This window comes from Vibrio sp. KUL78 (assembly GCF_059725505.1).
The window spans coordinates 2,875,247-2,898,965 of the sequence record NZ_AP045837.1; the positions used below are offsets into that span (position 1 = coordinate 2,875,247).

The following is a 23,719-nucleotide window of genomic DNA, read 5'->3' on the forward strand; positions in this document are numbered from 1 at the left end:
AAAGCCACTGAGTTGGCGGCACTTTTTAGTAAAAATGTCAGCCTGTCGGCTCGCTGTAAGCATTCGGCTCGTCTATAGTTACTAATGATAAGTCTATGGTTTAGATTATTATTTTAACGGCGTGCATACTTTTATATTGGTATGAGTAGCGAGTGATATCTAGTTTTTAATCAAGAAGTGAACTCGTTACTATTTTTCAATGTCCTAAAGTGGCAGAATACGCAGATCCTACAAAGAGAGAGTTACCAACGGTGTCAGAACAAGCTCCATTAGATATTCGAATCGAAGAAAATCAAGCCCGTGTGAAAGATCAACTCAATCGCATTCTTTCCAGCAAAGCATTCGACCAAAGCCCTAAGATGAAGCAGCTCCTCTCTTTCGTTGTAGAGCAAACTTTGGCGGGCAATGGAGATCGCTTAAAGCAATTTACGATTGCTACCGAAGTCTTTGATCGTGATGCTGATTTTGATCATCAAGCAGACCCAATTGTTCGAATTCAAGCGGGTCGCGTCCGACGCACTCTCGAAACGTATTATTTAACGGAAGGGGTTAATGACCCATTGGTACTGTCGATCCCTAAAGGTCGCTACAGCCCTCTCTTTACCCCTCAGGTTCCACAGGCCGCTCGTCAATCAACAACTCTGGCGCAAATGGTTGGCGAGACCAATAAATCGCTTAATCCAACCATTACTGTACTGCCATTTTTGTCTCTATCAGATGATGCTGAAAAACGCTTCTTTGCAGAAGGCTTTGGTGAAGAGCTCGCCACTGAGCTTGCTCGCTTTGACATGCTAAAAGTTGTCTCGATGCATGCCCTTGGTGATACCAATATTGACCCTCGCACGTCCGCAGATGTTAAAGGGCTTGGTGAGAAGCTCAATGTATCGTTTATCACCTCTGGTACTATGCAGGCACTTGGCAACAAGGTACGCATCTATGCCAAGTTATATCGCACCGACAGCGGTGAGCAAGTCTGGGCTGAAAAGTACACCTGTGACCTCGCCACTGAAGACCTATTCTCTGTTCAAGACGACATCATCGCCGAGATTGTTGCTGAGCTTGCGTCTAGCTTTGGAATTATCCATCGTGAAATCTATGCGAGCTGCAATCAGAAGAAGATTGAGCACTTGTCGACTTATGAAGCCACCCTGCGCTATCGTCACTACCTAATGACGCTGACAGAAGATACCCACCTTCAAGCCATGCAAGCATTGCTTAGCGCGGTTCAGAACGAGCCTGATGTAGCGCTGCTCCACTCTATGCTCGCAGTTCTGTACTTTGATGCCGAGATGCTTGGTATGGGGCAAGTCGATAACGCCGTTGAAACCGGCCTGAACCACGCTCGCCGCGCGGTAGAGCTAGAGCCAAGCAACCAAGAAGCACAAATGGCAATGCTGATGGCGCATCAGTTGAAAGACGACGTTAACGGCATTATAGAGACCGTCGACAAAGTATTGGATATCAACCCGAATGCCGCTTATCAGATTGGTTTGTGTGGCTGGGCATTGTGCATGGCAGGCGAATTCGAACGAGGCCTAGAGCTGATTCGCAGCTCTAAAGAGTTGAACCCGTTCCGTCCACCTTGGTTCTCGATTGCCTCTGTGGTGTATAAGATCATGCAAGATGACTTTGACGGTGCTGAGAAGTCGGTCAGCAAGCTATCGCTGCGTCGTCTATTTTGGATCCCGATGCTCAAAGCGGTCATCCAAGTCTACAAGGGTGAATTCAAACAAGCGCAAGCAAGCTACAAAGAAATGCTACAAATCCGCCCTGACTTCGAGGGTAATGAAGAGCGATATTTGGGTGCCTTTATCTCAAGCCCAGCCATTAAAAACAAGCTACTTGAAGCCCTAGAGCGTTTATAAAAAGTTAGAATCGAAAAGAGAGCCGATTGGCTCTCTTTTCTTATAGTTTGATGGCTGTGAATTCCGAATTAGTCGTACAAAGCGTCGTCGTAGATCTCTTCAGCTAAGTACTCATCTTCAATTTCTTCTTCGACGATCTCTTCGGCGATGTACTCTTCTTCAATATACTCTTCCGCCAGATATTCCTCTGCAATGATCTCGTCTTCAACGATCACATCCGTTGCCACTTCACAAGCATCCTCATAGTAAGCACCATCAATAGCACCACCGACCGCGCCAGCACCGCCGCCAATCACAGCGCCAGTTTTCGCACCATCACTGCCATCAACAATACCACCAACAATCGCACCGGTAATCGCACCATCGACGGCACCAACAACAGCGCCTTCTGCTTCTTGATCGCAATAATAAGCAAAAGTACTTGAGCTGAGCATCAATAGGCATGCTCCTAAAAGTAAACGGGTTTTATTCATAAATAAGCTCCAAATTATTGTGCTAGTTGGTTCTTGTGCAAGTTGATCTCTGTGCGAGCTAATCACTGTGCGAGCTGATTGTAGGCATCAATACTCATGCCGGCGCTGAAACCGCCGTCAACACCAATTGATTGGCCATTCACAAAGCTACTGTCTTCCGATGCTAAGAAATGCACCACCGCTGCGACTTCTTCTGGCTGGGCGATACGACCAAGTGGGACAGCGCGCTTCTCCATGCGAAGTTGTGGCTCGCCACCGGACGTGTGCGCACGCGGGGTATCGACAGAGGTAGGACATACGGCGTTGACCCGTATTTGCTTGGTACCAAGTTCAAGTGCTGCGGTTTGAGTAATACCCAAGACCGCCCACTTTGAGCTAGCAAGCGCCCCCAGGTATGGCACACCCTGTGTACCGGCAACCGATGCAATATTGATAATGCTGCTGCCTTTTGGCATGTAAGGTACAGCGTGTTTGATCGTCAAAGCCGTACCCAGCGCATTCACTTCAAAGTTGGCGTTGTACTCCGATTTCTTCGACTCCATGATGGTGCTGTAACCATTGGTCGAGCCAGCACAGTTCACCAACACATCAATCTGGCCATAGCGCTCGAACGCAATCGCCATGAGCTCGCTTAGCGAGAACTCATCGGTCACATCGGCATAGACATAGTGCGCCTCCAACGTCTGCAGCGCAGGCTCGTTCGCATTGACACCGGCGATCACCAGTTTTGCGCCTGCATTGATTAAACGTTTAGCAATCGCCTCTCCGATACCTGATGTTCCACCGATCAAAACAACGACTTTATCGGTAAGCTGAAATGGCATAGACATTATGCGTCCTCATGGATTTAACTCGGTTAGAATTTCACTGTGATTCAGTGTAACGACTCTGCGAATTGGGATGGAGTTAGTAACTGGAAACGATCCAGTAACAAGGGAACTAAAAAGTAGGAATAAAGTAGAGACTAAGGCATCCTTGCCTTAGAGTTGAGAGGAACTGTTTACGCTAATTGGTTAGAAGAACCAAGTGGCACCAATACGCACTTCACGATTGCCATCTAGGTGCTTCATGCGTGACTCTGTACCTGCTTTGAAGAAGTGTTCTGAGTATGTGACGTTACCCCAAACGCTGCCATCGGAAGTCAGTGGCACACCACCTTCGAAGTTGAGTTCAAGTGACTGCTCGTTTTTACCAAACGCGTTGTTGTAGTTTGCGTACTGTGGGTTCACGGTGACATAGTGACCTTGCTCAGACAGATAGAATGAGTTGAACCAGTTTGCCTGCCAGCCGTTTTCAGAACGACCGTTGTCGTACTCGTTACGCATCACGGCGATGTTCGGGTAAGAAACCCAGTTTTCAAACGGAGTAATCACTTTGGCAACGGCACCTACCGCTGCGGTTTGCTCTACGCCACTTTGCTTGGCTACCCAGTTTGAACCATAGCTAATGTAATCAAGCGAGAAACCAATTTCAGGAAGCACCTCCGAGCCCGTCGCATGCACTTGGAAGTAACGTGCGCGAATACGAGACAGGCCAAAGTCTTTCGACTTACCTTCTTGTCCGTCAAGGTTGGTTTGGAAGTCGGTCTCAAACTGACCTAGGTAGCCAATGTCTTCATTGTAAGAGCCAGCCATGTTCAATTGCAGGCGAGTTAGGCCGTCTTTGCCTTTCGCGCCAGAATCAACTTTTAGGTAGGTTTGAGGACGAGTCACGTCAGCAGGGTCATTGGTTTGCTCTTCCGATGCCTGAGCATTGACTGTCAGTGCAGCTAGGAACGCTGCAGACAGAGTTGGAATGTGCTTCATGTTTTTAATCCCATGATTATCAATAATTGCGGGCAGTATGAAGCACTGGCGAGTTATTCGAAGTAACTCTGGGTAATGTAACCTATCTATAAATCTGACGGTTTAGTCTGCGTTCTAACTAAGTTTTAGGCACGATAGAGCGGAAATTTAAAGTTGAGGCGCGTACGACAAACCTCTGTCACATTGCAGAAAACAGAAAGTGATAGCACATGATGACCGCGTCTTCACGACCATCTTCGGTTGGGTAGTAATCACGGCGTCGGTCGACCTCATTGAAGCCCTCCGCCAAATAGAGCGACACAGCGGGCACATTACTCTCCCTCACCTCTAGCCATGCACTCTCCGCTTGGGAAGTCTCACAGTAGGCTAAAAAGTGCTGGACCAATTGACGACCATAACCTTTGCCTTGATGAAGTGGTGACACAGCAATGTTTAACAGCGACACTTCACCAACAATATTCTGAGCATAGAAATAGCCAACTGGCTGTTCATCCACCAGCATAACCATATTGTGTGCGCCTCGACCGTTTAGGTCATGGAGCATGGAGGTTTTCCAAGGGTGGCTATGCGCTTGACTCTCAATATTTACAATAGCGTCGAGATGGGATGTTTGTATCTCAGTAAAGGTGATATCAGTTGTAGGCACGAATTTGATTCCAAAGCTGTCGTTTTTGACTGTCATCACCTTCGATCTCTGCCAAATAAGACGATTGAAGAAACTTAGGTTTTGATGGTATGTCGCGCAGTTGCAACCAGTGCTCAAAACGGTCAGCAGCATGCTCATCGCCTGCGAACCACATCCAAGTCGGGACAGATTGCGCGTCAAGTTGACCAAGCTGTTCTGGCGTGATGTGCAAGACACTATCAAGCTCTAACTTCATCGCCTTTAAGATTTTTTCAAAAAATGAGACGAGCTCTCCCTCCGGCTTCACGGCTGACACAAACAGCAGTTGGCAAGATGGAGCGAGTGAAAATGTGGCTTGAGCACTGTTTGGCATTCTCTCTGGGTGAGCTAACTCCCAAGTTTGAATACCCATCAGCTGTAGCGTGGTGCTGTTATGCATAGGACTGCCTGCTTATCAGGTTCGACCAAAATCCGAGTATGTTGGGCGAAGTGTAACAGAGGCGAATTGGATCACCAACACACGAGTAAGTAGGATCTTACTCGTGTGAAAAATGAATTAAAGCTCTAGAAACTCTGGGCTGTACTCAATCACGCCCGATTTACCGGAAAGAAGAGTCTGAATCGAGTCTGCCGTCAATGATTTTACTTGGAATGCACCTTCAGGTACTTCCCATTGACAGCTCAATCCCTCTTCGCTTGCGGAGCTAAAGCCAAACTTTGAATAGTAATTCGGATCGCCAAGCACCACACACGCTGGATAGCCAAAGTCTGGTAGGGTCTCGAACGCTTCTTTTACCAAAGCCTTTGCAATACCTTGACCTTGGTGCGATTGAGCCACTGCAAGTGGAGCTAAACCCTGCCACGCATAGTCTTCGCCATTGAGCGTTACGGGTGAGAACAGCACGTGGCCAATCACTTCCCCTTCGTCACTGCATGCCACGAGCGACAGCGTTAAGCGGCTGTTCTCGCGAAGTGCCATCACCAAGTTAGCTTCCGCCTCTGTGTCAAACACTGACTTAAGTAGGCGGTCGATGGCAAGAATGTCAGCGGGTGCTTCAGTTCGAATAAGCATTAGGTACCTCACTTGCGCCTTGAGTTGGCTGCAATCCTTTATGAACGAACTCTGCAAGATGCATCAATGCTGACAACATTGGTTTTGGTAGCGCGTCAAGATCAACACTATCCATTAAGTTCTTTACTTCTAAGCCTAGTTCGGTATCACCCTCAATGCTTAGACGGCGTTGGAAAAACAGCGTATCTGGGTCTTCCTTACGCCCCGCTATTAGGACTAAGTCATTCAGATTACCGCTAAAACTGACGTCTTCTTGCTCAACAGACTCGGAAACGACGAGCGTCTCATCGTTGTAGGAAATATACCAACTGAGGTTTAGATCACGAATATGAACTTTCAACCACTTCTGTTCTAAAAACTCGAAGTCACCGTCCTCAAGTGCTTCTTTAAAAACGGTTTTTAGCCCTTCAAGCAGCGCTTTATTCTGAATTTTGGTTGGCAGAAAATGGACTGGAGATCGCAAAATTTGTGCTGCGTTTTTAACTAGTTGACTTCGAATCTTGTCTAACACGCGGTTTTTCCGTTAGTTTGTACTTAAGAAACGACATAATACGGTATTCGTACAAAAAAAATCCTGTTGTGCGTCAAATATTTTTTGCTTTTGTCTTAACCCTTTTCTAACGGATAAATCACAGTTATAGTGTGTGGGTTACTGATATATAAGCGCTTCAGAAAACTGGTAGTACATTGATGTCATCCAAATTGTTAAAGGAATACTTTGCTAAGTTAACATCCAATAGCCCTTTCTTTTTTGCTATTTTGGATGACGAGCACCGTTACTGGATGGTCAATGATCGCTATTGCGATGTCGCGGGACTTACCCACAGTGACCTGGTTGGTATGAATGACCACGAGGTTTTAGGCGCCCGTTTCTACAATCACCTCAAACCATACTATGAGCGTGCCTTTCTTGGTGAATCCATCGAAGCCGAAGTCACACTCGATGAATCAGATATCGAATCTAGTCTTCACTTCAGCGTCTCTCCTATTGAACTCAATGGCGTTATCGAATACATCGTCTTCCATGCCATCGATACGTCAGAAAAGCAGATCATCACTCGCTCCCTAGAGGAATCTGAAAGCAAGTTTTTAAAGCTTGCTGAGTTAATTCCCGACGGTTTGCTACTGGTTGAAGATGGCTGCATTTTGTCGGCAAACCCGGCTTCAGCGCGCCTATTTGGCTACTCAAGTCAAAGCGACTTACTCGGAGAGTCACTATCACGACTCCTGCGCAACGAAAACGACAATCAACGAGTACAACTTGACCTGAGTCAGGTCGACGCTAAGACACCGCTTACCTTCTCAACCAGTGACTATTGCGGCATTCAACGCAGACTCTCATTGCATGTCGATAGTGCCAATCTATTTGGTGCCAATGCGCACCTAATATTAGTCCAAGACCTTGATGAAAAACCGAGTCCTGTTGCAAAAAACAGTCATGAAGACGCGAACATCGACGCGCTCACCAAGCTGTATAACCGCCTCGGGTTTACACGATGTTTGGAGCATTTTATTGAGGAAAGCACCCCGTTTGTGATGCTTTACCTTGATATCGACAATTTTAAGAATATTAATGACTCATTGGGTCACCATATCGGCGACCGAGTGATTCAAGAGGTCTCAGCACGCCTCAAACGCTACTTGCCTCAGCATGCGGTTCTCGCTCACCTTGGTGGCGATGAGTTTGGCATCATTCTGCCAGAGCCTGATAGCAACATTGCCGCTGATGAGCTAGCAGAGAAAATCATTAGCCTAATTAACCAACCCTTCGACCTACACCATTTCAGCAAAAGACTCGCTTGCTCGATTGGTAGCGTCCAATCACCAAACGATGGCAATGATGCTCGCATCCTGCTGCAAAACGCCGATACCGCAATGTACGAAGCAAAGGCTCGCGGTCGTAACCGTTTGGTGAAGTTCAACGACCAAATGAACAAAGAAGCACGTATGCGCTTGTGGCTTGAGATCGAGCTACAAAAAGCACTGCAACAAAATGGTCTTGAGGTATGGTATCAGCCTAAGGTGAACGCGCGTGACTTCAGCATTAATGGTGCTGAAGCGTTGGTGCGTTGGAAGCACCCTGTCGAAGGTTACATTAGCCCAGCGTCTTTCATCCCTGTCGCCGAGCAAGCGGGCCTGATCGAGAGTTTAGGCCGAGTGGTTATGCGTGATGTCTTCACCACTGTGAAACGCTGGAAACTTCAAGGCATCTTGCCAGGCCGCGTCGCGATCAACCTATCGCCTGAGCAATTTGGTAACCCTAAGCTTATTGACTACATGGAGCGCTTACTTCGCAGCACCGGACTCGATCCAAGCTGTATCACCTTTGAGCTGACCGAAAGTGCGGTAATGAGTAACAGTGAGCACACCTTACAGATGCTCAACTCAATCAAGAAACTTGGCTTTGCTCTCTCTATTGATGACTTTGGTACTGGGTACTCTTCGCTCTCTTACCTTGCGCACTTCCCTATCGATGAACTTAAGATAGACCGAGCGTTTATCATGGATATCGATACGCTGCCAAAACAGCTCACGGTGATCGAGAACATCATCAACCTGGGTAAATCACTGAATCTGTCTGTTGTTGCCGAAGGGGTCGAGACACGCCATCAAGCGACACTATTGTCCAACTTAAATTGCAATTCGATTCAGGGTTTCCACTTCCATCGCCCACAACCAAAGCATGAAGTCGAAGCGCTATTTGCTCAAAACCGCCGACACAGAAACTAGCCAAAGAGACTGAGCGTTTATCCCCCAAATTAGCTTACCTCTTTGGTGTTAATTCGTTGCTTATTAAGTGAAACCTGCCTTATATCAAATTGACCTTTATCAAATCTTCATAAAATGCGCTCTACTGACAGATTTATGGTAATGAGCATATGGAACTCTTATGCCCAGCAGGCAACTTACCTGCGCTAAAGACTGCAATTGATTGCGGTGCCGATGCCGTTTATATCGGCTTTAAAGACGATACCAATGCCCGCCATTTTGCGGGGTTGAACTTCACGGGTAAAAAGCTTGAACGTGCCGCGCAGTATGTTCATGACCACAATAAAAAGCTGCATATCGCCCTAAATACCTTTGCTCACCCAAATGGCTTTGAGCGCTGGACGAATGCCGTTGATCAGGCGGCAGACCTTGGTGTCGATGCATTGATTGTGGCCGATATCGCCGTACTGGATTATGCTGCAAACAAGTACCCAGATCTTGAATTGCATCTCTCAGTACAAGCCTCTGCGACCAACGTAGCGGCCATCGATTTCTACCACAAGAACTTCAATGTGAAGCGCGTGGTTCTACCTCGCGTGCTGTCGATTCATCAGGTCAAACAGCTATCTCGAAACATGACGTCAGATGTTGAACTTGAAGTGTTTGCGTTCGGCAGCCTGTGCATCATGTCTGAAGGACGTTGCTATCTTTCCTCTTATTTGACAGGCGAATCTCCGAACACGGTGGGCGCTTGTTCTCCGGCGAAATATGTGCGCTGGCAAGAGACAGAAAGCGGGTTAGAGTCACGTCTAAATGACATTCTAATCGACCGCTATGCACAAGGTGAAAACGCTGGCTACCCTACGCTTTGTAAGGGGCGTTTTGAAGCGGAAGTTGACGGTGAACGCAAGCGCTACCACGCCCTTGAGGAGCCAACTAGCCTAAATACCCTATCTATGTTGCCTGAGCTGTTTGCTGCGAATGTCGCATCAGTAAAAATTGAAGGTCGCCAACGCAGTCCTGCCTACGTCGAGCAGGTGACTCGCACCTGGCGAGAAGCCATTGATATGTACCAACGCAACCCAGAGCAATACCAAGTAAAACCAAGCTGGGATAGTGCTCTAGCCAACGTTTCTGAAGGCACACAAACGACACTCGGTGCTTACCACCGTAAGTGGCAATAAGGAGCAAAATACATGAAGTATGCATTAGGGCCACTGTTGTACTTTTGGCCAAAGCAAGATGTAGAGAGCTTCTACGAACAAGCAAAATCAAGCTCTGCCGATATTATCTATCTAGGCGAGAGCGTGTGTTCTAAGCGCCGTGAAATGAAACCTACTCATTGGTTTGATATTGCTAAAGAGCTCAGCGCATCTGGTAAGCAAGTGGTGCTATCCACTATGGCACTACTCGAAGCGCCGAGTGAAGTGAATATCATGAAGAAGTACATCGATAACGGTGACTTTGCGATTGAAGCCAATGACGTATCCGCTATCCAACTTGCCAGTGAAAGTAAGGTACCATTTGTCGTCGGGCCAGCGGTGAACACCTACAACGCTCGCACGCTACAGTTGTTTGCTAAGCAAGGCATGATTCGTTGGTGTATGCCAGTGGAACTGTCACGCGAATGGCTAGAAAACGCCATGAACCAAGCAGAAGACTTGGGCATTCGTGGTCAGTTCGAGGTGGAAGTATTTAGCCACGGTTATTTACCGCTCGCGTATTCTGCGCGCTGCTTCACTGCACGTGCGGAAAACCGTGCGAAAGATGACTGCGAAACCTGCTGTATTAAATACCCGACAGGCCTCCAAGTAGAGAGCCAAGAGGGCCAGTCGGTGTTCAACCTCAACGGTATCCAAACGCAATCTGGTTATCAGTACAACCTAATCAACGATCTTAAGTCGATGGAAGGCTTGGTCGATGTTGTACGTCTGAGCCCACTTGGACTGGATACCTTTGCTGAGGTTGACCGCTTCAGAGCCAATGAAGACGGCAGTAACCCAGTCGCCTCACTCGACCGTCAGTGCAACGGTTACTGGCATCAGATTGCTGGTCTCGATATTAAACAGATCTAGTCAAAGCAAATCCAATACAAAGGGCCTCGCTATTCGCGAGGCCCTTTAGTTTCATTAGATTAAGCCGTCGCTGCGGTATAACCATTGGTTTGCAGCTTACGTATATCACGCCAGATAATCACGCCAACCACCAGGCTCAGCGCGACGTTTGACAACGGGTAAGCAATCCAAACGCCAGTGACTCCCCAGAGTTTTGGCATCACATAAAGAAATGGCAATTGAATCAGCATGTTCCCTAAGGTAACAAATAGCGCCTTTCTGCTGTAGCTTATCGCTTGATAGTAAGCGGCGGCAACGACTAGAAATCCATCTAAGAACATCGAGAAAAGATGTAACCTTATCCCCGTCACGGTATGTTCAATAAGCTGCGGTTCTGATGAGTTAAATACCGATACCGCCTGATATGGGAACAGATTTAACAATCCGATAAATGCAGCCCCACCGACAACTGAACTTAGCATGGCGACATTAAACAGCTTACGCATATTATCTTCACGGCGCGCACCGTAGTTGTAGCTCAGCAGCGGTTGCATGGCGTTGGCAATGCCTTCGGCAATCAAATAGTAGAATGCGACGATATAACCAAGTATCGCATAAGCCCCGACTAAGGTAACCGAACCATACTCTGCAAAGAGTGCATTGTGGATCGCCACCATAAATGAGCCATAAGCGTACATAAAGAAGCTCGCCAAGCCGATAGAAAAGATCTTAGGCAGCAAATGGTACTGAAACTTAAAGTCCTTCGGTGTTAAGCGCATTTTGGCTCTCGAGGTAAAGAAGTAACCAATACCTAGCACAGTGACGACAGCTTGGGCGATGGCCGTTGCCAGTGCAGCCCCTGTAAGCTCCCACCCCAATAAAGCAATAAACCAATAGTCTAGGGCGATGTTAATCACCGCACCCAGCACCATGAGCAAAGTCGCCATATTAGGGCTATCGTCATTACGCAGCAGAAACGGGACAGCAATGGAGCCGAGCGCAAACACGCCACCGACAATCAGTATATCGAGATACTGCATCGCCAGTTCATACATGCGCCCCTGCGCGCCCTGAAGCAATATCATATCATCCGCAAATTGCCACAAAGCAATCGCGACAATAGGGCTTAGCGCGAGCAAGGCCATCATACCGGTTGCCAATGCCTGTTTAGCACCCGCAAGGTCGTTCTCACCCTGCTTGATGGAAGCCAAAGCGCCCGTACCCACACCGACCATCATCCCAAGTCCAAGGATGACACTGATAACAGGCCAAGCGACATTGATACCCGCGAGACCTTCTCCGCCCATATACTGGCCAATGAATATCCCATCCACGACTTGATACAAGCCGTTGACGAGCATGGCGGCAATGGTTGGGATCGCATAGCGCCAAAACTGTTGATAGATTGATTTTTGTTTCATAACGACTTTACTACGATTTTATTGTTATCAGATGGCTCATCCAGAACCCTATTCTGGCCTCAGAGCCTTTGTCAGTAGCTGGTTGAGCGATGCAAACTCACTCTGTGAGAGGTTTACTTTTAGTTTTTCAGCAACGGCGCCGTAAATCTCCGTTTCTGATGCCAAAGGAATGCGAGCCTTCTCAGTAAGTATCACCCTTTTCGCGCGAGCATCATCTGGGCATGGTAGACGCTCCACCAACCCTTTCTTTTCCAACCGCTTAACCATGTTGGTTGCTGAAGGTTTAGACACCTCTAACTCCTTGGCGAGGTCGGTAAGGCGTATTGGTTCTAACGAACCCTGTACCGTCTTCAAATAGTCATACTCATTAAAACTAAGATGCGAGAGTGGATCTTCCTTACAGTAACTGCGCCAGACCTTAGCAGTCAGTCGCTCCATTTTCTCTAAATTGACTTCTATAGACATTCACATTACTTATTAATTAGCATGGCTAACTATTTTAGGGCGATTAGAAATAAACTTCAACGCATAAAAAAACACCAGCCAATGGCTGGTGTTTTCGAATTCGACGTGTCTCAGAGAATTAGGCGTCGCTAGGCTCTGCGTTCGCTTGCTCTTCTTGCTGTTTCTTCGCTTCTTCTGCTTGTTGAGCTCTAACGATTTCAAAGATTTTTGTCAGCTCTAGGAATGCGTACTTATGCTCTGCAAAATCATAGACGTTTTGGGCGATTGCCAACTTATATAACGATACGGCTGTTGGGAAATCACCGTCGATCTGATGACGCTTCGCAAGGTAGAAGTACACTTCTGTCAAACGCTCTGCCAATACATTGTTGTCTCGGCTGCTTGCCAGAATCGCTTGGAAGGCCTGCTCTTCTGATACTTGATCTAACATCAGCGCGACCAAGATCCAGCCCCAATCTTTATTGCGAGATAGATATTGCTTATTGAGGTTAATCGCAGCTTCTGATGGACTCGCTTCACGAGAGATGATGTAAAGCCATAACGCGCGGTATGGGTCTGATGGCTCTTCTTGGTAATAACGCGTCATGCCTTCGATAGCGAGAGGGATACGGTCCCCATAGTAAAGTGCGATCGAGCGGTTGCGAAGCGCGTAAGAGTTGGCAGGATCCAGCTCTAAACTTGAATCAAATGCTTCATAGGCTGAATCAAAATCACCAATCTGCGTGAAGTATTGGCCAACTTGGTTGAACACCACTGGCTGAGCAGGATTAAGCTGAAGCGATTGGTTAAAATCAAGCTGCGCCAAATCACGCATACCTAGACTATTGAAATAAGAACCACGCTCAAAGTGCATTTTAGCACGCACGTCATTATCAAGATCGCTGCGTTGAAGTAGCTGAGTCAGTCTTGCAACCTGTACTTCATATTGAACATTGGCTTGCAAAGGCACTGCCATTGGTGGGTTTAACCACTGCTGATCTTGCGTTGATGAGTTGGATGCACAACCCGTCACGACGGCCACTAAACTCAATCCTAAGATTCGAAACCACTTCACTATATTCTTCTCCTTAATGCCTGCTATCGCTAAGCGTAACTGACGGCTTTTATTTAATTTTTTTGCCGTGCTGCTTTAATGGTATAGCAGGTAATATCCTTCGCGCACTAAAAAAGGGGGCGATTGCCCCCTCTTTATAGCATGCTTTTAGACGCAATGGTCTAGAAATGCGAATTATTCTGCGTCAGGTGCCGCTTTTTCATTCGCAGCTTCCGCTGGCTGTTCTACCGCTTCTTTCATGCTTAGACGTACACGGCCTTGGCGGTCGATTTCAAGTACTTTAACTTGAACTTCTTGGCCTTCTTTCAGGTAGTCAGTCACTTTCTCAACACGCTCTTGAGCGATTTGAGAGATGTGTACTAGACCATCTTTACCTGGAAGAACCGTTACGAATGCACCGAAGTCAGCTAGACGAGCAACTTTACCCGTGTAGATCTTACCCACTTCAACTTCTGCTGTGATAGCTTCGATACGAGCGATCGCATCTTTCGCTTGGTCACCGTCAGTCGCCGCGATCTTGATAGTACCGTCGTCTTCGATCTCGATAGTCGTACCAGTTTCTTCAGTTAGCTGACGGATAACCGCGCCACCTTTACCGATAACGTCTTTGATCTTGTCTGCGCTGATCTTCATTGTGTGGATACGTGGAGCGAACTCAGAGATCTCTTCACGAGCACCAGAGATAGCTTCATCCATTACAGAAAGGATGTGCTTACGTGCACCTTGCGCTTGGTTAAGAGCAATTTGCATGATCTCTTTAGTGATACCTTCGATCTTGATGTCCATTTGAAGTGCAGTGATACCAGTGTTAGTACCCGCTACTTTAAAGTCCATGTCACCTAGGTGGTCTTCGTCACCAAGGATGTCAGAAAGAACAACGAAGTCGTCGCCTTCTTTAACAAGACCCATTGCGATACCCGCAACAGAAGACTTGATTGGAACACCTGCATCCATAAGTGCCAGAGACGTACCACATACAGAAGCCATTGAAGATGAACCGTTAGATTCAGTGATTTCCGATACAACACGAACTGTGTATGGGAATTCTTCAACAGAAGGCATTACTGCTGCGATACCGCGCTTAGCCAGTTTACCGTGACCGATTTCACGACGCTTAGGAGAACCTACAAACCCCGTTTCGCCAACACAGTATGGAGGGAAGTTGTAGTGTAGTAGGAAGTGATCTTTACGCTCACCAGTTAGCTCATCGATGATTTGAGCATCACGCTGCGTACCAAGAGTCGCAGTTACGATTGCCTGAGTTTCACCACGAGTGAACAGTGAAGAACCGTGAGTACGTGGAAGAACACCAGTGCGCACGTCTAGTGCACGAACCATGTCTTTTTCACGGCCATCGATACGTGGGTTACCCGCGATAATGCTGCGACGTACAACTGTCTTCTCTAGATCGTGGAAGATAGTGTGAATTTCTTTCGTGTTCGCTTCTGGATCTTCAGCAAGAAGAACATCGTTCACTTCTGCTGCAATCGCGTGAATGCGGTCGTAACGAGCCATCTTTTCAGTGATTTGGTACGCTTCAACTAGCTTAGCTTCCGCTAGCTCTGCGATACGCTCGTTGAGAGCCGTGTTCTCTTCTGGAGCAACCCAATCCCAAGCAGGAGTAGCAACTTCTGCTGCAAACTCGTTGATTGCTTTGATAACAACTTGCTGTTGGTCGTGGCCGTAAACCACTGCTGATAGCATCTCTTCTTCTGTTAGGTTGTCTGCTTCAGACTCAACCATAAGAACAGCGCCTTCAGTACCCGCAACAACTAGGTCTAGTTTAGAGTTTTCTAGCTCAGTGTTGCTTGGGTTTAGTACTAGTTGACCATCAATGTGACCAACACGTGCTGCACCGATAGGACCGTTGAACGGAATACCAGAGATAGCAAGAGCGGCTGAAGTACCGATCATTGTTACCATGTCTGGTTGAACGTTCGGGTTTACAGACATTACTGTCGCGATAACCTGAACTTCGTTTTTGAATGCGTCTGGGAATAGTGGACGAATTGGACGGTCGATTAGACGTGCAGTCAGTGTTTCGCCTTCAGAAGGACGACCTTCACGCTTGAAGAAACCACCTGGGATTTTACCTGCCGCGTAAGTACGCTCTTGGTAGTTTACTGTTAGTGGGAAGAAGTCTTGACCTTCAACAGCTTCTTTTTTACCAACAACAGAAACGAATACTGACGTATCGTCCATTGTTACCATTACAGCTGCAGTAGCTTGACGTGCGATAACGCCTGTTTCTAGCGTCACAGTGTGGTTGCCGTATTGGAACGACTTAACAACTGGTTTTTCGAACATTGTATTTCCTTTTTTCTGGAGCGAGTCCAGATCATTTGATTGTGCGCTCAATGCATTACAAATCGCGACTAGTTCAAACAAACTTAGCTCTTTGCTCTAAGCAGCTAGTTCTGTGCCGCTAAAAGCGAGCAAATGTGCTTGGAATAGTCGCGACCCTGCGGTCGACAAAATGGACTGTAATGTACTGAGCAGATTGTGACTAAACGGATATGCTTTAGACAACTCTGTTTAGACGGGACGTAGTATAAACTACTTAGTGGAAGTTTTGCCATTAACTAAAGAATTTAGCTAACAAAAAAGGGGCATATAGCCCCTTTTAACAAACTTTCTATGCAGACGCTGATTAGCGACGTAGGCCTAGACGTTTGATTAGGTCTTGGTAGCGAGCTAGGTTTTTACCTTTTAGGTAATCTAGAAGCTTACGACGACGAGAAACCATACGTAGAAGACCACGACGGCTGTGGTGATCGCCTTTGTGTGCTTTGAAGTGACCTTGTAGGTGGTTGATAGAAGCTGTAAGTAGAGCTACTTGAACTTCTGGTGAACCAGTGTCGCCTTCGCCTTGTGCGTATTCTGCAACGATTGCTGCTTTAGTTTCTGCATTCAGAGACATAATTCTCTCCTAATAAGAGTAAGTTTAAAATTTGTAGCAGCCAATCTCTGATTCAGCCGCTACGCGAAGCGCGAATTATAGGGAATAATTCTAGCTAGAGCAAGGAGTATTCGTCGCTCTATTGAGCACTTTCTTCCTCACGGAAAACAACGAGTCGCTTAGGTGCAAGCTTCGCATCGTCATTCATCGCGCCAACGCCGATGAATAAACGCTCTTCACCCATGGTCATGCGTACTGGCGCATCGACTGGTAAGCCTGAAACCTGCACTGGCTGACCATGCTGAAGCAAGTCACCAAGCTCAGGTGATACGTTCACTTCTTGAAGATCTTGTACTGCGCTGTCCATTGGCATTAGCAGTGGGTCAAGCAACTCGCGCGGCTGACGCTCTTCACGCTTTGCCTGCTCGAATAACTCGTTAAGCTGCTCTAGGGTCACCATGTTCTCATAAGGGTACTTAGCAACCGCCGTACGACGCAGCATAGTCACGTGCGCGCCACAGCCCAACATTTCGCCCAAATCATCGACGATAGTACGAATGTACGTGCCCTTCGAGCAGTGTACTTCCATCTCCACTTCATCACCTTCAAAGCGATGTAGGACGATTTCATACACAGTGATCTTGCGCGCCTCACGCGGCACTTCGATACCTTGACGAGCGTACTCATAAAGTGGCTTACCTTGATATTTCAGTGCTGAGAACATTGACGGCACTTGATCAGACTCACCACGGAACTTATCGATGCATTCATCAAGAAGCTCTGGAGTTACGTTGATATTGCGAGTTTCAACCACTTCGCCATCAGAGTCAGAGGTATTGGTGCGCTCGCCAAGTTTAGCGATCACGCGGTAGCGCTTGTCTGAATCCAATAGGAATTGCGAAAACTTGGTGGCTTCGCCCAAGCAAATTGGCAGCATGCCAGTTGCTAGTGGGTCAAGAGCACCTGTGTGCCCTGCTTTTTCAGCAAAGTAGATACGCTTTACTTTTTGCAGAGCATCATTCGATGAAATACCGGTAGGTTTATCTAGAAGGATAACGCCGTTGACTGGACGTCCCTTGCGACGTCTAGCCATTACTGCTCTTCTCCCTCAGCGCCGTTTTCTTCGCTACGACCAGCTTCGTTTTGCTTACGCTTATCTTCGCTGACCACTTCGCTCACTAGGTTAGACATACGCATACCCTCGACAAGCGTGTTGTCGTAGTGGAAACGTACTTCTGGCGTTAGACGTAAGCGAATGCGTTTACCTAGCATCATACGAATATGAACTTCGTGCTCACGAAGTGCTGCAATGCTTGATTCAGGGGTTTGCTCACCCACACATAGGAAAGTCACGAATACTTTTGCGTAAGCTAGGTCACGAGAGACTTCTACGTCTGAAATCGTCACCATACCTAGGCGAGAGTCACGAACTTCGCGTTGAAGGATAAGAGCAAGCTCTTTTTTGTAGTTGCTGCGCAACACGTTGTGTGCGGCTAAATTCTTTTGACATTTCTTTACTTCCTATAGAAAGAATGGGGGGATGGTAATAACCAGCCCCCCATGGCGTATTCAACAACCATCAATACTCAAGTTAAAAACTGAGTAGCGATTTTGTCAATTAGTCTAGAGTACGTTTGATTTCAACGATTTCGAATACTTCGATTTGGTCGCCAACGCGAACATCGTTGTAGTTCTTAACGCCGATACCACACTCGTAACCGTTCTTAACTTCTTGAACGTCATCTTTGAAGCGGCGTAGAGATTCTAGCTCACCTTCGTAGATTACAACGTTATCACGCAGTACGCGGATAGGGTTGTTACGCTTGATAGTACCTTCTGTCACCATACAACCCGCGATTGCGCCAAGTTTTGGAGACTTAAATACATCACGTACTTCTGCAAGGCCGATGATTTCTTGCTTGAATTCAGGAGCAAGCATACCGCCCATTGCTTGTTTCACTTCGTCAATCAACTGGTAGATGATTGAGTAGTAGCGTAGGTCTAGGTTTTCAGTATCTACAGTACGGCGAGCAGAAGCATCAGCACGTACGTTGAAGCCTAGGATGATAGCGTTAGAAGCTGCTGCTAGTACTGCATCAGTTTCAGTAATACCACCAACACCAGAACCAACAATGTTCACTTTAACTTCGTCAGTAGACAGTTTCAGTAGAGAATCAGAGATTGCTTCTACAGAACCCTGTACGTCCGCTTTCAGTACTACGTTAAGCTCAGCAACGTCACCAGCAGTCATGTTCGAGAACATGTTTTCTAGTTTCGCTTTTTGCTGACGCGCAAGTTTCACGTCACGGAATTTACCTTGACGGTAGTTTGCTACTTCACGAGCTTTACGCTCATCACGAACAACTGTTGCTTCGTCACCTGATGATGGAACACCAGATAGACCTAAGATCTCAACTGGGATAGATGGACCAGCTTCAGTCACTTCTTTACCTAGTTCGTCACGCATCGCACGTACACGGCCGTATTCTTGACCACAAAGTACGATGTCGCCTTTACGTAGCGTACCAGATTGAACCAATACAGTAGCAACTGGACCACGGCCTTTATCTAGGAATGATTCTACAACCACACCAGATGCCATGCCGTCAGCAACCGCTGTTAGCTCAAGTACTTCTGATTGAAGTAGGATAGCTTCTAGAAGACCATCGATGTTAGTACCTTGTTTCGCAGAGATGTGAACGAACATGTTCTCACCGCCCCACTCTTCAGGGATAACGTCGTATTGCGCCAGTTCGTTCTTAACGTTGTCTGGGTTCGCGTCTTCTTTATCGATCTTGTTCACTGCAACAATCAGAGGAACGCCCGCCGCTTTCGCGTGCTGGATCGCTTCGATTGTTTGTGGCATTACACCATCGTCTGCAGCTACTACTAGAACAACGATATCTGTCGCTTGAGCACCACGAGCACGCATTGCGGTAAACGCCGCGTGTCCAGGAGTATCAAGGAAAGTGATCATACCGTTGTCAGTTTCTACGTGGTATGCACCGATGTGCTGAGTAATACCACCCGCTTCGCCTGATGCAACGTGAGTACGACGGATGTAGTCAAGTGTCGATGTCTTACCGTGGTCAACGTGACCCATGATAGTTACAACAGGAGCACGAGAAACTGCTTCTGATGTTTCATCACGGTCAGACAGTACTGCTTCTTCCAGTTCGTTCTCTTTACGTAGAACCACTTTGTGGCCCATTTCTTCAGCAACAAGCTGTGCAGTTTCTTGGTCGATAACTTGGTTGATAGTCGCCATTGCGCCCATCTTCATCATCACCTTGATAACTTCTGTTGCTTTAACAGACATCTTGCTTGCTAGCTCAGAAACAACAACGGTTTCGCCGATTACAACGTCTTGCTTAGCAACCTGAGCTGTCTTATCGAAGCCGTGCTGCATAGACGTAGGCTTAGCCAGTTTACCTTTCTTACCACGCTGGTTACGACCGCCACGACCGCCGCGGTTGTCTTCTTGCGGGCTAGCTTTCTTCTTACGACGACGAGGGGCTTTCTCTTCTTTACGGTCTTGAGCATCTTCTGCTTCACGAGCGTACGTAGAAGTTGTCGTGTGGTAATCTGCTTTTTCGTTGTCTTTAGATTTTTTCTCTTCTTCAGACCAGCGAGCGGCATTCTCTTCCGCTAGTTTGCGAGCTTCTTCAGCTAGACGAGCCGCTTCAGCTTCCGCCTTACGTTGCGCCTCTTCTTCTTGACGACGTTTCAGTTCGTCAGCTTCTTTCTTCGCTTCAGCATTCTTTGCGTTCATTTCTTTCTTAGCCTTTTCCGCTTCTTCGCGCTTAGCAGAATCTGCTTCAGGTTGCTCAGCCTCACGTTTAGCTTTTTCCTCTGCTAGACGTTTTTCTTCGGCTTCGCGCTGAGCTTTCTCTTCTGCTTCACGCTGTGCTTTCTCTGCAGCTTCACGTTTGGCTAGCTCTTCGGCTTCACGTTGGGCACGCTCTTCCGCCTCACGATTTGCTGCTTCCTCAGCTTCACGTTTTGCTTGCTCGTCGATCGCACTGCGCTTGACATAAGTGCGCTTCTTGCGCACTTCTACTTGTACATCTTTGCTCTTACCGCCACCGGCAGAAACAGACAGAGTGCTACGAGTTTTACGCTGCAGCGTAAGACGAGTAGGCTCTGACTCACCAGATGTATCACCATGTTCTTTCTTAAGGTGAGTGAGAAGCGTTTGCTTCTCTTCATCGTTCACCTGATCGCTTTCTGATTTCTTCAGACCAGCATCAGCAAGTTGTTCAATTAGGCGTTCAACTGGCGTACCAATCTCTTCGCTAAGTGCTTTAACCGTAAGTTTTGTCATGCAACTACCTCCTTGCTGATTATTATTCTTCGTCGCCGAACCAACAGATGTTACGTGCAGCCATGATTAGCTCACCTGCGCGCTCTTCTGTTAGCCCTTCAATGCCCTCTAGCTCATCGACACCTTGATCTGCAAGGTCTTCAAGAGTAGCTACACCTTTTGCAGCCAGTTTAAATGCCATTTCACGCTCTAGACCTTCTAGTCCTAGTAGGTCTTCAGCTGGCTCAACACCTTCGAATGACTCTTCCTGAGCAAGAGCTAGTGTCGTTAGGGCATCTTTTGCACGGCTACGAAGCTCTTCTACAAGCTCTTCGTTTAAGCCGTCGATTTCTAGAAGCTCGTTAACTGGCACGTATGCCACTTCTTCTAGAGTTGAGAAGCCTTCCTCAACAAGCATTTCCGCGAAATCTTGCTCGATGTCTAGGTGCTTCATAAAGTTTTCGATAGAAGCTGATGCTTCTTCTTGGTGTTTCTTCTGAAGGTCTGCAACTGTCATTACGTTCAGTTCCCAACCTGTAAGTTGAGATGCTAGACGTACGTTTTGACCGCTACGACCGATAGCTTGCGCTAGGTTATCTGCTTCAACTGCGATGTCCATTGCGTGCGCATCTTCATCAACGATGATAGAAGCAACGTCTGCTGGCGCCATTGCGTTGATAACAAACTGAGCTGGGTTATCGTCCCAAAGAACGATATCGATACGCTCACCGCCAAGCTCACCAGAAACCGCTTGTACACGTGCACCACGCATACCAACACACGCACCCACAGGGTCGATACGCTTGTCGTTTGTTTTCACAGCGATCTTCGCACGAGAACCTGGATCGCGCGCCGCACCTTTCAGCTCGATCAGCTCTTCAGCAATCTCTGGTACTTCCACACGGAACAGCTCAGCAAGCATTTCTGGCTTAGAACGAGTAATGAATAACTGGAAACCGCGAGCTTCAGGAGCCACTTTGTATAGAAGACCACGTACGCGGTCACCTGGACGGAAGTTTTCACGTGGAAGCTGGTCATCGCGTAGGATCACGGCTTCTGCGTTGTTACCAAGGTCTAGAATGATAGTGTCACGGTTAACTTTCTTAACCACACCTGTCACTAGATCGCCTTCGTTGTCGATAAACTGCTCAACGATTTGCGCGCGCTCAGCTTCACGTACTTTCTGTACGATAACTTGCTTCGCTGTTTGCGTCGTGATGCGGTCAAACGTTACTGACTCGATTTCTTCTTCTACGAAGTCGCCTAGTTCAACAGATTCATCGTCATACTGCGCAGCTTCGATAGAAATTTCTTTCGTTGGGAATTCAACTTCTTCTACTGCCATCCAGCGACGGAAAGTTTCAAATTCGCCAGTTTTGCGGTCAATAGCAACACGAACTTCAATTTCCATTTCGTGTTTTTTCTTTGTAGAGGTCGCCAGTGCAATCTCTAGCGCTTCAAAGATACGCTCACGAGGAACAGCTTTCTCGTTAGAAACTGCTTCTACTACCGCTAAAATTTCTTTACTCATTTATCTAGCCTCTAAGCTTTTATTATTAGGGACCTAAAATTTAGGGATAAGGTTAGCTTTTGAAATGTTGCTTAGCGCCATTTCTTCTTCGTTACCATCAGCAAGGATGGTCACTGTCTCGCCTTCAATAGATTGGATAACACCTTTCCATTTACGACGGTTTCCGACAGCCATTTTTAGAACGATGCTGACCTCGTGACCAATAAATTGTTGGTAATGTGCTGCTTTGAAAAGTGGTCTTTCTAGGCCTGGTGAAGACACCTCTAGGTTATAAGCCACCGTAATTGGGTCTTCGACATCCATTACTGCACTTACTTGATGACTTACTTCTGCGCAAGCATCAACAGTAATACCATCTTCATGGTCGATATAGATTCGAAGGGTAGAATGCTCACCTGCACGGATGAACTCTAAACCAACAAGCTCGTAGCCGATTGCCTCAACAGGCGCTTCGAGCAATTCTGTAAGTTGTCTTTCTAAACCAGTCATTTAACCACTCCAGAAACAAAAAAAGGGCATATAGCCCAATTTAAATTCCAAGCACTTGTATTTGCAGCCTTTTAAAAAGCGCAAATAACAAAAAACCCCGATAGTCGGGGTTTTTTGTTGCTGGACCCTGATCATCGAGAAAAAATAACACCCTAAAAAGATAGTTGGTGTTTCCTCGATGTGCAGTGATTTTTTTCACACTGCTAAACTTGCAATCCATCAACACTTAGAAAGTATTGGTTGCGGGGGCCGGATTTGAACCGACGACCTTCGGGTTATGAGCCCGACGAGCTACCAAGCTGCTCCACCCCGCGTCCGACGTGCTGAGCATTATACGCTCAACAACCTGTATTACAAGTTTATAAATAATGGTGCCGAGAGAGGGACTCGAACCCTCACACCAAAGGCACTAGCACCTCATGCTAGCGTGTCTACCAATTTCACCATCTCGGCATCTAAGCTTTTCGATTCGTTAGAATCAATCAACTTATTGAGGGATCTCGTCGCTGTTTTCAGCTGGAACATCACTCGCTGCATCAGCTGCTTGCTCAATCACTTGACCTTGAGTAGGGTCGACCCATTGAGACTCACCTTTGTGAGTGTACATGTTGCCAAGTACTAAGCTGATAACAAAAAATACGATTGCAAAAATTGCAGTCATTCGGGTTAGGAAATTTCCTGAGCCACTAGCACCAAACACTGTGTTTGAAGCGCCAGCACCGAATGAGGCTCCCATATCTGCGCCTTTACCTTGTTGAATCAACACTAGGCCAATAACACCAAGCGCAGCCAACAGGTAAATCACAAGTAGAACTTGAATCATGTGTCCACCTATGTTCCTAATTGTTGAGCCAGCGCCGCTTTCCTTGCTGTACGCACTGAAAACCTGGCTATGACCTCCTAAGCGAAGGCGGTGGCAATACTAGCGAATGCCGCACTGACTGACAAGAGAAA

At 47.1% G+C, this 23,719-nt stretch carries 21 protein-coding genes, 2 tRNA genes and 1 pseudogene; 4 read left to right on the forward strand and 20 right to left on the reverse strand.

The features are described from left to right. The first annotated feature begins 251 nt into the window (after nt 1–251). Nucleotides 252–1,865, forward strand: coding sequence for a FlgO family outer membrane protein (locus AC6I8Y_RS13400; RefSeq protein ID WP_234495257.1), 1,614 nt, complete (start codon nt 252–254; stop codon nt 1,863–1,865). A 68-nt stretch (nt 1,866–1,933) separates the two neighbouring features. On the opposite strand, the gene AC6I8Y_RS13405 is transcribed toward AC6I8Y_RS13400, so the two are convergent. The 7 genes from AC6I8Y_RS13405 to ubiT form a co-directional block, all read right to left on the reverse strand. Beyond that, nucleotides 1,934–2,338 (reverse strand): YMGG-like glycine zipper-containing protein, encoded by a 405-nt coding sequence (locus AC6I8Y_RS13405; protein WP_498020335.1) that lies wholly within the window; start codon nt 2,336–2,338, stop codon nt 1,934–1,936. 62 nt (nt 2,339–2,400) lie between these two features. Next, the gene (locus AC6I8Y_RS13410) at nt 2,401–3,168 is read right to left on the reverse strand and encodes an SDR family NAD(P)-dependent oxidoreductase (RefSeq protein WP_042473607.1); all 768 of its coding nucleotides are present in this window, start codon (nt 3,166–3,168) and stop codon (nt 2,401–2,403) included. A 183-nt stretch (nt 3,169–3,351) separates the two neighbouring features. Continuing rightward, nucleotides 3,352–4,143: a hypothetical protein gene (locus tag AC6I8Y_RS13415; RefSeq protein WP_498020336.1), complete on the reverse strand. Its 792-nt coding sequence runs from the start codon at nt 4,141–4,143 to the stop codon at nt 3,352–3,354. 178 nt (nt 4,144–4,321) lie between these two features. Beyond that, nucleotides 4,322–4,789 (reverse strand): ribosomal protein S18-alanine N-acetyltransferase, encoded by a 468-nt coding sequence (gene rimI, locus AC6I8Y_RS13420; protein WP_498020337.1) that lies wholly within the window; start codon nt 4,787–4,789, stop codon nt 4,322–4,324. Continuing rightward, nucleotides 4,776–5,207: a DNA polymerase III subunit psi gene (locus AC6I8Y_RS13425; RefSeq protein WP_394150794.1), complete on the reverse strand. Its 432-nt coding sequence runs from the start codon at nt 5,205–5,207 to the stop codon at nt 4,776–4,778. Before AC6I8Y_RS13425 ends, rimI begins: the two co-directional genes overlap by 14 nt. Before the next feature lie 117 nt (nt 5,208–5,324). Then, a complete protein-coding gene (locus AC6I8Y_RS13430; protein WP_446567811.1) occupies nt 5,325–5,840 on the reverse strand; it encodes a GNAT family N-acetyltransferase in 516 nt (171 codons plus the stop codon). Then, nucleotides 5,824–6,351: a ubiquinone anaerobic biosynthesis accessory factor UbiT gene (gene ubiT, locus AC6I8Y_RS13435; protein ID WP_498020338.1), complete on the reverse strand. Its 528-nt coding sequence runs from the start codon at nt 6,349–6,351 to the stop codon at nt 5,824–5,826. The genes AC6I8Y_RS13430 and ubiT overlap by 17 nt, the downstream gene beginning before the upstream one ends. Nucleotides 6,352–6,530: 179 nt before the next feature. Here ubiT and AC6I8Y_RS13440 point away from each other — a divergent pair, with 179 nt between their 5' ends. From AC6I8Y_RS13440 to AC6I8Y_RS13450, 3 genes are all read left to right on the forward strand, one after another. Beyond that, nucleotides 6,531–8,570, forward strand: coding sequence for a sensor domain-containing protein (locus tag AC6I8Y_RS13440; protein WP_498020339.1), 2,040 nt, complete (start codon nt 6,531–6,533; stop codon nt 8,568–8,570). Between the two features lie 149 nt (nt 8,571–8,719). Further along, entirely contained in the window at nt 8,720–9,733 is a 1,014-nt protein-coding gene (gene ubiU, locus AC6I8Y_RS13445; RefSeq protein ID WP_252012356.1) for a ubiquinone anaerobic biosynthesis protein UbiU, read from the forward strand. Between the two features lie 12 nt (nt 9,734–9,745). Further along, complete coding sequence (locus AC6I8Y_RS13450) at nt 9,746–10,624, forward strand: U32 family peptidase (protein WP_498020340.1); 879 nt, start codon at nt 9,746–9,748, stop codon at nt 10,622–10,624. Nucleotides 10,625–10,683: 59 nt separating this feature from the next. On the opposite strand, the gene AC6I8Y_RS13455 is transcribed toward AC6I8Y_RS13450, so the two are convergent. The 13 genes and pseudogenes from AC6I8Y_RS13455 to secG form a co-directional block, all read right to left on the reverse strand. Further along, nucleotides 10,684–12,024, reverse strand: coding sequence for an MATE family efflux transporter (locus tag AC6I8Y_RS13455; RefSeq protein WP_498020341.1), 1,341 nt, complete (start codon nt 12,022–12,024; stop codon nt 10,684–10,686). Nucleotides 12,025–12,072: 48 nt separating this feature from the next. Further along, the gene (locus tag AC6I8Y_RS13460; RefSeq protein WP_394150798.1) at nt 12,073–12,489 is read right to left on the reverse strand and encodes a MarR family winged helix-turn-helix transcriptional regulator; all 417 of its coding nucleotides are present in this window, start codon (nt 12,487–12,489) and stop codon (nt 12,073–12,075) included. 118 nt (nt 12,490–12,607) lie between these two features. Next, nucleotides 12,608–13,543 (reverse strand): lipoprotein NlpI, encoded by a 936-nt coding sequence (nlpI, locus tag AC6I8Y_RS13465; protein ID WP_128648289.1) that lies wholly within the window; start codon nt 13,541–13,543, stop codon nt 12,608–12,610. Nucleotides 13,544–13,717: 174 nt separating this feature from the next. Next, nucleotides 13,718–15,850 carry a polyribonucleotide nucleotidyltransferase gene (gene pnp, locus AC6I8Y_RS13470; protein WP_394150799.1) on the reverse strand — a complete coding sequence of 711 codons (2,133 nt, stop codon included), beginning with the start codon at nt 15,848–15,850 and terminating at the stop codon, nt 13,718–13,720. Nucleotides 15,851–16,193: 343 nt separating this feature from the next. Then, entirely contained in the window at nt 16,194–16,463 is a 270-nt protein-coding gene (rpsO, locus tag AC6I8Y_RS13475; protein WP_005380094.1) for a 30S ribosomal protein S15, read from the reverse strand. Nucleotides 16,464–16,581: 118 nt separating this feature from the next. Beyond that, on the reverse strand, nt 16,582–17,535 hold the full coding sequence (truB, locus tag AC6I8Y_RS13480) for a tRNA pseudouridine(55) synthase TruB (RefSeq protein WP_498020342.1): 954 nt from the start codon (nt 17,533–17,535) through the stop codon (nt 16,582–16,584). After that, nucleotides 17,535–17,952: pseudogene (gene rbfA / locus AC6I8Y_RS13485) on the reverse strand (30S ribosome-binding factor RbfA). The gene truB and the pseudogene rbfA overlap by 1 nt, the downstream one beginning before the upstream one ends. Before the next feature lie 108 nt (nt 17,953–18,060). Then, nucleotides 18,061–20,766 (reverse strand): translation initiation factor IF-2, encoded by a 2,706-nt coding sequence (gene infB / locus AC6I8Y_RS13490; RefSeq protein WP_252012371.1) that lies wholly within the window; start codon nt 20,764–20,766, stop codon nt 18,061–18,063. A gap of 22 nt (nt 20,767–20,788) precedes the next feature. Continuing rightward, nucleotides 20,789–22,276, reverse strand: a complete 1,488-nt coding sequence (gene nusA / locus AC6I8Y_RS13495) for a transcription termination factor NusA (protein ID WP_234495243.1) — start codon at nt 22,274–22,276, stop codon at nt 20,789–20,791. 33 nt (nt 22,277–22,309) lie between these two features. Then, complete coding sequence (rimP, locus tag AC6I8Y_RS13500; RefSeq protein WP_042473583.1) at nt 22,310–22,765, reverse strand: ribosome maturation factor RimP; 456 nt, start codon at nt 22,763–22,765, stop codon at nt 22,310–22,312. Nucleotides 22,766–23,002: 237 nt separating this feature from the next. Next, a tRNA-Met gene (locus AC6I8Y_RS13505) sits at nt 23,003–23,079 on the reverse strand. Between the two features lie 55 nt (nt 23,080–23,134). Next, nucleotides 23,135–23,218: transfer RNA gene (locus AC6I8Y_RS13510), tRNA-Leu, on the reverse strand. A gap of 34 nt (nt 23,219–23,252) precedes the next feature. Further along, complete coding sequence (secG, locus tag AC6I8Y_RS13515) at nt 23,253–23,588, reverse strand: preprotein translocase subunit SecG (protein WP_042473582.1); 336 nt, start codon at nt 23,586–23,588, stop codon at nt 23,253–23,255. Nucleotides 23,589–23,719 lie beyond the last annotated feature (131 nt).